Annotated in this window: 10 protein-coding genes; 7 read left to right on the forward strand and 3 right to left on the reverse strand. The window is 70.1% G+C overall.

Annotation, left to right across the window (positions count from 1 at the left end):
- The first annotated feature begins 301 nt into the window (after positions 1–301).
- Positions 302–1,801, forward strand: a complete 1,500-nt coding sequence (locus ABZY11_RS40285) for a hypothetical protein (RefSeq protein ID WP_356483925.1) — start codon at positions 302–304, stop codon at positions 1,799–1,801.
- A gap of 175 nt (positions 1,802–1,976) precedes the next feature.
- On the opposite strand, the gene ABZY11_RS40290 is transcribed toward ABZY11_RS40285, so the two are convergent.
- Positions 1,977–3,446, reverse strand: coding sequence for a SpoIIE family protein phosphatase (locus tag ABZY11_RS40290; RefSeq protein WP_356483926.1), 1,470 nt, complete (start codon positions 3,444–3,446; stop codon positions 1,977–1,979).
- Positions 3,447–3,826: 380 nt separating this feature from the next.
- On the opposite strand from ABZY11_RS40290, the gene rpmG reads away from it, so the two are divergent.
- Positions 3,827–3,991, forward strand: coding sequence for a 50S ribosomal protein L33 (gene rpmG, locus ABZY11_RS40295; RefSeq protein WP_356483927.1), 165 nt, complete (start codon positions 3,827–3,829; stop codon positions 3,989–3,991).
- 192 nt (positions 3,992–4,183) lie between these two features.
- Here rpmG and ABZY11_RS40300 read toward each other — a convergent pair whose 3' ends face one another.
- Positions 4,184–4,858: a YoaK family protein gene (locus tag ABZY11_RS40300; RefSeq protein WP_356483928.1), complete on the reverse strand. Its 675-nt coding sequence runs from the start codon at positions 4,856–4,858 to the stop codon at positions 4,184–4,186.
- A 126-nt stretch (positions 4,859–4,984) separates the two neighbouring features.
- On the opposite strand from ABZY11_RS40300, the gene ABZY11_RS40305 reads away from it, so the two are divergent.
- The 3 genes from ABZY11_RS40305 to ABZY11_RS40315 all read left to right on the forward strand — a co-directional run bounded on the left by ABZY11_RS40305 (position 4,985) and on the right by ABZY11_RS40315 (position 7,193).
- A complete protein-coding gene (locus ABZY11_RS40305) occupies positions 4,985–5,722 on the forward strand; it encodes a tyrosine-protein phosphatase (RefSeq protein ID WP_356483929.1) in 738 nt (245 codons plus the stop codon).
- Positions 5,723–5,860: 138 nt separating this feature from the next.
- Positions 5,861–6,634, forward strand: a complete 774-nt coding sequence (locus ABZY11_RS40310) for a DUF4389 domain-containing protein (protein WP_356483930.1) — start codon at positions 5,861–5,863, stop codon at positions 6,632–6,634.
- A gap of 43 nt (positions 6,635–6,677) precedes the next feature.
- Positions 6,678–7,193 (forward strand): DinB family protein, encoded by a 516-nt coding sequence (locus tag ABZY11_RS40315; protein ID WP_356483931.1) that lies wholly within the window; start codon positions 6,678–6,680, stop codon positions 7,191–7,193.
- A gap of 80 nt (positions 7,194–7,273) precedes the next feature.
- Here ABZY11_RS40315 and ABZY11_RS40320 read toward each other — a convergent pair whose 3' ends face one another.
- Positions 7,274–7,828 (reverse strand): cupin domain-containing protein, encoded by a 555-nt coding sequence (locus ABZY11_RS40320; RefSeq protein ID WP_356483932.1) that lies wholly within the window; start codon positions 7,826–7,828, stop codon positions 7,274–7,276.
- 125 nt (positions 7,829–7,953) lie between these two features.
- Here ABZY11_RS40320 and ABZY11_RS40325 point away from each other — a divergent pair, with 125 nt between their 5' ends.
- Complete coding sequence (locus tag ABZY11_RS40325; protein WP_356483933.1) at positions 7,954–8,100, forward strand: hypothetical protein; 147 nt, start codon at positions 7,954–7,956, stop codon at positions 8,098–8,100.
- 227 nt (positions 8,101–8,327) lie between these two features.
- Complete coding sequence (locus ABZY11_RS40330) at positions 8,328–8,843, forward strand: lytic polysaccharide monooxygenase auxiliary activity family 9 protein (protein WP_356483934.1); 516 nt, start codon at positions 8,328–8,330, stop codon at positions 8,841–8,843.
- Positions 8,844–9,090 lie beyond the last annotated feature (247 nt).

The following is a 9,090-nucleotide window of genomic DNA, read 5'->3' on the forward strand; positions in this document are numbered from 1 at the left end:
GTCCGCCGCCCGCCCCCAGGGGGCGGTGCGGCCGGGACGGGGCGGTCACGGAGGACGATGCTGTGTACATGGGCGAGACAGATCCCTTCGTGCGCCGACAAGTTGCGAGCACCGCCCCGGCCGGCGGCCGTTCGGCACCCTGGGGAGTACCTAGGGCTGCCGGGCGGGGTGGCGCTTTCCTACCTGACACCGGCGAGCGGGTGGTACACCAACTGGCGCACCCTGGCGAACCCTGGCGAATTGTCGCAACGCGTCTGACAGGGGGTTACTGTCAACACAGCCGAGAACCTGGGGGCTTGACGTGACCGGAGAACCCAACACCCGCCTGTCCGACCTGTTCGGCCTCGCCGGCTGGTCCAAGGGCGAACTCGCGAGAATGGTGAACAGGCAGGCGGCCGCCATGGGCCACCCGCAACTGGCCACCGATACCTCGCGGGTCAGGCGTTGGATCGACATGGGGGAATCCCCCCGCGATCCCGTGCCCAAGGTGCTGGCTGCCCTGTTCACCGAGCGACTCGGTCGTGTCGTGACCATCGAGGACCTCGGGTTCGGCCGGCGCGGGCGTGTGGGGAAGCGGCGAGAGGTCGGGACGCAGAACAATCCCGACGGACTGCCGTGGGCGCCCGAACGGACGGCAGCGGTCCTCACCGAATTCACGGGAATGGACCTCATGCTCAACCGACGCGGCTTGGTGAGCGCGGGCGCCGCGCTCGCCGCAGGATCGACCATCACCGGCCCCATGCACGACTGGCTGCACTCCGACCCCGTGCTGGCGGCCGACGCCCCACGGATCAACGACCCGCTGCACGCGGACCCGGCCGGTTTCGACCGGTACGAGGCCGCGCCCATCGGGTCGGACGAGATCGAGGCGCTCGAACGGTCCGTCGAGGTGTTCCGTGCCTGGGACGCCTCACGGGGCGGCGGACTCCAGCGCAAGGCCGTGGTGGGCCAGCTCAACGAGGTGGGCGGCATGCTCGCCTACCGCCACCCCGAGCATCTCCAGCGCCGGCTCTGGGGCGTCGCGGCCAACCTCGCGGTACTCGCGGGATGGATGTCCCACGACATCGGCCTCGAACCGACCGCCCAGAAGTACTTCGTCATCGCGGCTCACGCGGCGCGCGAGGGCGGCGACCGCCCCCGTGCCGGCGAGGCGCTGTCCAGGGCGGCCCGTCAGATGGTCCACCTGGGCCGTCCCGACGACGCCCTGGATCTGATGAAGCTGGCCAAGTCCGGCTCCGGGGACATGGTTCTGCCGCGCACCCAGGCGATGCTGCACACCATCGAGGCGTGGGCGCAGGCGGCCATGGGCCGCGGCCAGGCGATGCGGCGCACGCTCGGGAAGGCTGAGGAACTCTTCACCTCGGACAGGACCGATGTGCCGCCTCCCAGTTGGATGCAGATGTTCGACGAGGCGGATCTGCACGGCATGCAGGCCCTGGCGTTCCGTACCCTCGCCGAACATGACCCGTCGGCGGCGATCGTGGCTCAGCGTCACGCCAAACAGGCGCTGGAGCTGCGGGCCAACGGACGCCAGCGGTCCAAGATCTTCGACTACATCTCGCTCGCCTCGGCCTGCTTCATCGCCGACGATCCCGAGCAGGCCGACCGGTACGCGCGACTCGCCCTGGTGACGATGGGGGAGACCTCCTCGCACCGCACCTGGGACCGGCTGCGCGAAATGTACCGGCTCACGGGCCAGTTCGCGGGCTACGCGAAGATCGAGGACCTGCGCGAGGAGATCAAGCTCGCCCTGCCGCAGAGCACCATCATCAAGCAACCCCGGCGGTCGTCGGAGATCTGAGCTGCGGGCGCCGCGACGAAGGGGCGCCGAGCACAGACCGTACGATCACCGGCCTTCCGGCTGTCCGACCACCGATCGTCCGAGCACCGCACCCGTAGGCGGGCACTCCCTCCTGCGTACCGCGCCGTGTCCGGTGTCCCGTGTGTCCGTGGCTCTGTGCGCGTGCCTCCTGCCGCTACGCCCCGATGCGGGCGACCAGTACGCAGGCGTCGTCCAGGCGCTCGGTGCCGCCGAACTCCGCGACGACGGTCCGCAGGCACTCCTGTGCCGAACGGGCCTGCGCGAGCCGCGGTGCCAGAGCAAGCAGCGCGTCCGGGCCCGCACCCCGGTCGCTGTGACGGTTGAGCCCGTCGGTGTGCAGGACCAGCACGTCGCCGGGCAGCAGATGCACTTCGTCCTGCTCGTACGCGACCCCGGAGGCCGCGCCGAGCAGGACCCCGTCCGGCGCGGGCAGCGGCCGCCCTATTCCACCGCGGAACAGCAACGGCGCGGGGTGACCGGCCTGCGACCAGGCGAGGGTGCCGGTGGCCGGATCGACACGGCAGCACACCGCGCTGCCGAGAGCGGGTTGAACGGAGGACTCCAGCAACTGATTGAGGTGCCCCATCAGAGCACCCGGCTCGATGCCGGCCACGGCCATGCCACGCAGCGCGCCCAGCAGCATCGCCATGGCCGAAGCGGCCTGGATGCCGTGGCCGGTCAGATCACCGACCGTGAGGACAGTCCTGCCGTCCGGCAGTTCCAGCGCGTCGTACCAGTCGCCGCCGAGGAGCGAACCCGACTCCGACGGGAGGTAGTGCGCCGCGATGTCCAGTGCGCCGGGCCCCTGCGAGGGGAGCCGCAGCGAGCCCCGCCACGACGGGAGCACGGCCTCCCGGAGCTCGACCGCCAGGCGGTGCTCGGTCTGCGCCCGGTGCTCCCGGCGGCGCAGCGAGTCGTGGGTCCGGCGTACCGCCTGCTGGCTGCGCCGCAGCTCGCTTACGTCGCGCAGGACGGCCCACATGGAGGCGGTGCACCCGTCCGAGTCGAGGACGGGCTCGCCCATCATGTGCAGTGTGCGCAGCCGGCCGTCGGTCCGCAGGATGCGGAACTCGCCGTCTATGGGCTTTCCGTCCACCAGGCAGTCGGTCACCAGGGAGGTGAGCAGGGGCTGGTCCTCGGGAAGGAGCATGGACGGGAGTTCGTCCAGCGAGAGCGGTCCGGCTGCGGGTGACCTGCCGAAGATCTGGAAGAGTTCGTCGGACCAGCTGACGTCGTCGGTGAGCAGATTCCACTCCGCGCTGCCCACACGGTCGATCAGCGATCCCGGCTGCGGCTCGTCGTAGCGTTCCTGCGCGCTTTCCTCCGCCGCGTTCCGCTCCGTCTCCCGCTCCGATGGTTCCGCGAGGGGTTCCGAGGTCCAGGGCGGCAGGCCCTCCTTGAGCTGGCCCAGGTGGGTACCGAGATCGTCGAGATGATGGACCGCGAGATCGCAGAGAGCCCGCTGCCAGCGCAGCTGCGGGTCCTCCTCGTCGATCAGCACCGTGTCCCGCCGCACGGCAGCCACGTCGCCACGGAGCCGAAGAGTCCGGTTGATCAGCGCATCGACGGCATCGCGCTCGGGTGGCTGTGGGGCGGGGCGGTCCGCGGACAGATGGGACGGCATCTCGTACTCCGATACAGGCGCGGCACGACCAAGTCTGAAAGGTGGACCGAAGACGACTGTCGCACAGCCTGCGGGAGCCCGTAAGGGATTTGGCAACACTCGATGCGCTGTTGCTTCTGGCATATGTCATAGGCTGCGCAGGGCGCCAATCCGTCGAACAGGCTTTCTGTCGACGGACGTTGACGCAAGTCATCCGGCGCGTGCGGACGGTTGCGCGCCCGCACGCGTGGTTCTCCAGCCGCACGCCCGGCCCGGTCGGGGCATCCGCGAGGCGCCGTCGGGAATGCGGCAGTGGCCCGCCTCGTTACATGACCAGAACGAAAACGATACCCATTCCCATCGGTAGGGAGTGGGGTCGGTGCGAGAGTCTGGAGGCGCCCATGGCCCGCAGTGAGACCCGCCCCGTCGTGACACTCCGGTCGACGGCCGGAACGGGGCAGAGCTATGTGACCCGCAAGAGCCGTCGGAACAACCCCGACCGGCTGGTGCTGCGCAAGTTCGACCCCGTGGCGGGGCGGCATGTGCTCTTCCGTGAGGAGCGCTGACCGCGAATCCGCCGGAAACGCCCATTTCGTGCTGTGGGTCACAGTCGGGGGGTGGGCGTTCCGGGAACGGGATGTGGTGGTTTATCGTTCACCTATATGTGGATGTCGCGCACCGCGCCCACCCCGCAAGCCGCCCCGGCTGGATTCCCCCGATCCGGCCGGGGCTTTCCTCTGCCCGCGCTCCGTCGCGGGTCAGTCCCCGGTCGGCCTTCTGCGCAAGAGTTCGACCAGCAGCGCGCCCGCCGCCGGCACCACTGCCACCAGAGCGGCCGCGTCGGGCCAGCGGCGTACGGTCAGCGCGGTCACGGCCGCGCCCACCACGACCGCGCTCAACCGGCCGGCCACCCAGCGGTCCCCCCGTTCCCACGACCGCAGCGCCGCCCGGCCGACCAGGGCCGTCAGCGTGCCGGTGAAGTAGTTGGTGGGCGTCGCGCGGATCCGGCCCTGGATGCCCATGGCCACGGCGATGAGCACCAGCAGCCCCAGCCGGTCCACGTCGGAAGTGATCAGCTCCAGCGCCCACAGCACGGCCCCCGCCGCCAGCAGCGCCACCTCGACCAGCAGCATCACCGGCAGCGACCACCGCAAGTGCTCGTTCATCCACGCACCACACATGACACCGATGCCGTAGGCGACCAGCGCGGTGATCACCCGCAGCGCCACCCCTTGTTCCCCGCCACCGGCGGCAGAAGCGCCGAGCAGCACCAGATTCCCGGTCATCACCCCGGCGAAGACCTGGCCGACGCAGATGAAGACGAACGCATCGGCCGCCCCGGAAGCGGCCGACAGAAGCAGCAGGGCCCATTCGCCCCGTGGATCGAGCCCGGCGGGGAAGCCGGGGGTGGAGGGGCGCGTGGGAGTGGACACGCCTGCATTCTCGGTTCGAGGACCGCCGAGGAGCTCACTCCCGGCCCGTACGGCGCGGCGGACCGGCGCGGTCCCGCACCGCCTGGAAGCCGACATACTCGCAGCAGCCCTCTAGAGTGCTCCGTCATGAACAGGCATATGACGTTCGAGCGACTGCACAACTTCCGTGATGTCGGAGGCTATTTGGGGAAGGACGGCCGACCGGTCCGCTGGGGCCGGCTCTACCGTTCCGATTCGCTGGGCAAACTGCGCGGCGAGGACCAGAACAGCTTCCAGGCTCTCGGTATCGGTACGGTCATCGACCTGAGGTACGACTGGGAGATCGCGGCCAAGGGGCGAGTGCCCGAGGTGCCGGGGCTGCGCTACCACCACCTCAGCATTGAGCACCGGCCCTACGACCAGGCCGCACTGGGTCCGGAGGTGGAGACCGGACGCTTCCTGGCCGACCGGTACGCCGAGGTCGCCCACGACGGAGCCGTCGAACTCCGCCGCGCCCTGGAAGTGATCGCTGCAGAGGACAGCGGCCCCGTCGTCTTCCACTGCGCGTCGGGCAAGGACCGGACCGGGCTGCTCGCCGCTCTCGTCCTGTCCCTGCTCGGCGTGGCCGAGGACGACATCGTCGCCGACTTCGCCCTCACCGGGCTCGCCACCGAACGGCTCCTGGCCGACTGGCGGGCCGACCACCCCGGCCAGGAGCCGGTCTGGCCGGGATACGGCAGAGCGCCCGCCGACATCATGCGGTTCTTCCTGGCCGATCTGGCCGCGACCCACGGCTCCGTCCACGCCTACGCCACCGAATTCCTCGGCGCGAGCGAGGAACTGGTGGCGGCGCTGCGCGGCAACCTCCTCGAACCCGCCGGGTGAGTCCGGCCGGGTGCCCCGGCCACGGGCCGGGGCACCCGATCGGCCCGTGACCGATTGCGGGGCGCTCTCACCTGGCCCAGCGTGGGGTGACGTCGTACGCGCCGACGACGTACGGACCGCCCGCCGACGAGGAGCGACATGGCTGACGCCCAGTGGAGTCCGGGCCCGAGGGCATGGACCGCAGCCGAGTGGCTACCCGTGCTGGACATCATCGAGCCGCCACGGCAGCGCCGGCTCACCGTGCTGGTGCGGCTGCTCCTTCTGATCCCGCAGTTCATCGTGCTGTTCTTCCTGTACATCGCGGCCGTGGTGACCGTCATCGTGGGCTGGTTCGCCGCGCTGTTCCTGGGACGGCTGCCCGAACCGGTCTTCCGCTTCCTCGCCGAATACCTCGGCTACCAGGTACGGGTCGGTGCGAGCAGCATGCTGCTCGTGGACCGCTACCCGCCGTTCGCCCTCGACCCGCCGCCGGACTACCCGGTCCGGATCGAGGTCCGGCCCACCGCCCTCAACCGCCTGGCCGTCTTCTTCCGCCTGATCCTGATGATTCCGGCGGCGGTCGTACAGAGTCTCGTCATGTCCGGCTGGTGGGCGGTGGCGATCGTCTGGTGGCTGATCACCCTGATCCTGGGACGCATGCCTCGCCCCCTCTTCGAGGCCACGGCTGCCGCGCTCCGCTACGTAATGCGCTTCGGTGCCTACGCCATGATGCTCACCCCGGCCTACCCCAAGGGCTTCTTCGGTGACGACGAGTTCTCCGTGCCGCAGCAGCAGGCGCGTTCCGCCACCCGGCCCCTCGTCATGAGCGGCGCGGGGAAGGGACTGCTCATCCTGTTCCTGGTGCTCGGGGTGGCCACCTCCATCACCACATCCACCACCACCTGGTCGACCGAGCCCACCGACGGCATGTGAAAAACCCTGTCCGGTTCCACCGTGGACGAGGCATGATCACGCCATGACATGGACAGCACCCGAGGTGACGCGCACACCTGGTTCACTCGTGGCCGATGAGCGGGAGATGCTCACGGGCTATCTCGCGTGGTTCCGCAGCTCCTTGCTGCACAAATGCGCGGGCCTGACCGGCGAACAGCTCGCCGAACAGACCGTTCCGCCCTCGAACCTCACCCTTCTGGGACTGATCCGCCACATGGCGAAGGTCGAACGCGTCTGGTTCCGGGAGCGGTTCGCCGGCCAGGCGTTCGATCCCATGTACGACCCGGAGAAGGGCAAGGACGCGGACTTCGAGGACCTGGACCCGGCCCGCGCCGCCGAGGACTATGCCCGCCTCGTCGAGGAATGCCGGCTCGCGGACGAGATCGTCGCCGGCGCCTCGCTGGACGACACCTTCGTCCACGGCGGCGAGGAGTACTCGCTGCGGCTGATCCACCTGCACATGATCGGTGAGTACGCGCGCCACACCGGTCACGCCGACCTGGTGCGCGAGCGCGTCGACGGTGTGACGGGGTGGTGACGCGCCGCTGAGAGGTGCTCGGCATGGCGATGTGCGCGGGAAGGACGTGCGCAGCCGTGCCGGGCCGACGGTCCGGCACGTCATCCGGCGTCGGGCTCGTCCCCCAACACGTACAGCTCGGGCAGATTGACGACGATCGCCTCCTGGGTGCTGCGGGCGATCACCACGACCGCCTCCTCGTCGGCGCTGGGATTCTCCTCCCGATGCGGCACGAACGGCGGTACGAAGATGTAGTCACCGGGGGAGGTACGGATCCGGATCTCCTCGGCCGCACCGCTCGAATCGTCGAGGAACACGAACTCCGGGTGTCCCTTGACCACATGGATCGCCGTCTCGGAGTCTCCGTGGTGATGGTTGGACGAGGCGGTTCGGGCGGCCACATGGGTCTGGCCCGTCCAGATGCGCCGCGAGCCGACGCTGCTGCCGCTGATCGCGGCGAACCGCCGCATGCCGCCGGTCTGCGCGGTGTCGCCGTCGAGCGCGTCGGCACGGATGTGGTGGAGCCGGGCGTGCAACGGGAGTTCGCGGCCGTCCGCGTCGTCACCGCTGTCGTCGTGGCCGGGAAGATCGGGGTGGAAGGCATCGTGGCCGGCGGAACCGGACGGGTCGGGCGGGGGAGTGGAGTGGGAGACCATGGCATTCCTGCTCGTCGGGGGCGGGTACGGTGCGTGCCGCACCATGGATCCTGCCCGAGGGCCGGGTGCGGACTCCCGGCGGAAAAGCATGCGCGAATCAGGTTTCCGGTTGGCAGGCTTGGGCCATGAACGCTCGGCACGGCCCCGTCCCCGGCTCCTCCACCACCTCCCGGACGGCGGACCGGACCACCACGCCGGTTGCCGCCGGCCTCGTGCGGGGCGCGCTCGAACCGGAGCACACCGAGCACGGAGTGCTGCCGTACACCCAGTGAACGGCGGGACCGTACGCGCCGACACCTTGACGTGGACGCGTCGATGGGTATGGTCTGGTCCAAGTGCAGGGCCCTGGCGCGTACGCCCGTGAGTCCGGGGCGTACACGGCAGCGGTTCCTGCCGAGCCCTTCGCACCTCTTGGCCCCCACACTGGAGAGGCCGGTCTGCCACTGCCGGGCCCCCATAGCCCGCTCGTGTGCGGCAACGCCTCATGTGAAGGAGAAGCATGCACGCGAAAAGGAAGACGGCCGCAGTCATCGGTGCCTTACTCGCACCCGTACTGGTCCTGAGCCTTCCGGCCGGCTCCGCCAGTGCCCACGGATACATCTCGTCGCCTCCGAGCCGCCAGGCCCAGTGCGCCGCCGGAACCGTGAGTTGCGGAGAGATCAAGTACGAGCCGCAGAGCGTGGAAGGCCCCAAGGGGCTGACCAGTTGCAGCGGCGGCAACAGCAGGTTCGCCGAACTCGACGACGACTCCAAGGGGTGGCGGGTCACCCCGGTCAGCCGGTCCACGCCCTTCCAGTGGGTCCTGACCGCCCGGCACGCCACGAGCACCTGGCAGTACTTCGCCGGCGGGCGGAAGATCGCCGAGTTCGACGACAACGGCGCGCAGCCCGGCGCCACAGTCACCCACCAGGTCGACTTCGGCAGCCTGGCGGGCAGGCAGAAGGTACTCGCGGTGTGGAACATCGCGGACACCGCCAACGCCTTCTACGCCTGTATCGATGTGAACGTCGGCTGACCGACCGCCCCGGCCGGTGGCGTGCCGGAGTCCGCACCCGCTCCTGCGGGCCTCGGCGCACCACCACCGGCGCATCAGCGGGCGGACGGCTCCCGCGGCCGGCTGCCGACCGTACGGAGCACCGTCATGAACGCCCGTTCCGCCGGGGACAGCAGCCGGTCCCTGCGGCACACCGGATTGACCGGGCGGGACCGCGGCCGCGGGTTCACCGCGAGCACGGCAGCCCCCGGGCAGCTCCCCGGCATCG

Origin of the sequence: Streptomyces sp. NPDC006510 (genome assembly GCF_040611955.1) — a bacterium.
GTDB lineage: Bacteria > Actinomycetota > Actinomycetes > Streptomycetales > Streptomycetaceae > Streptomyces.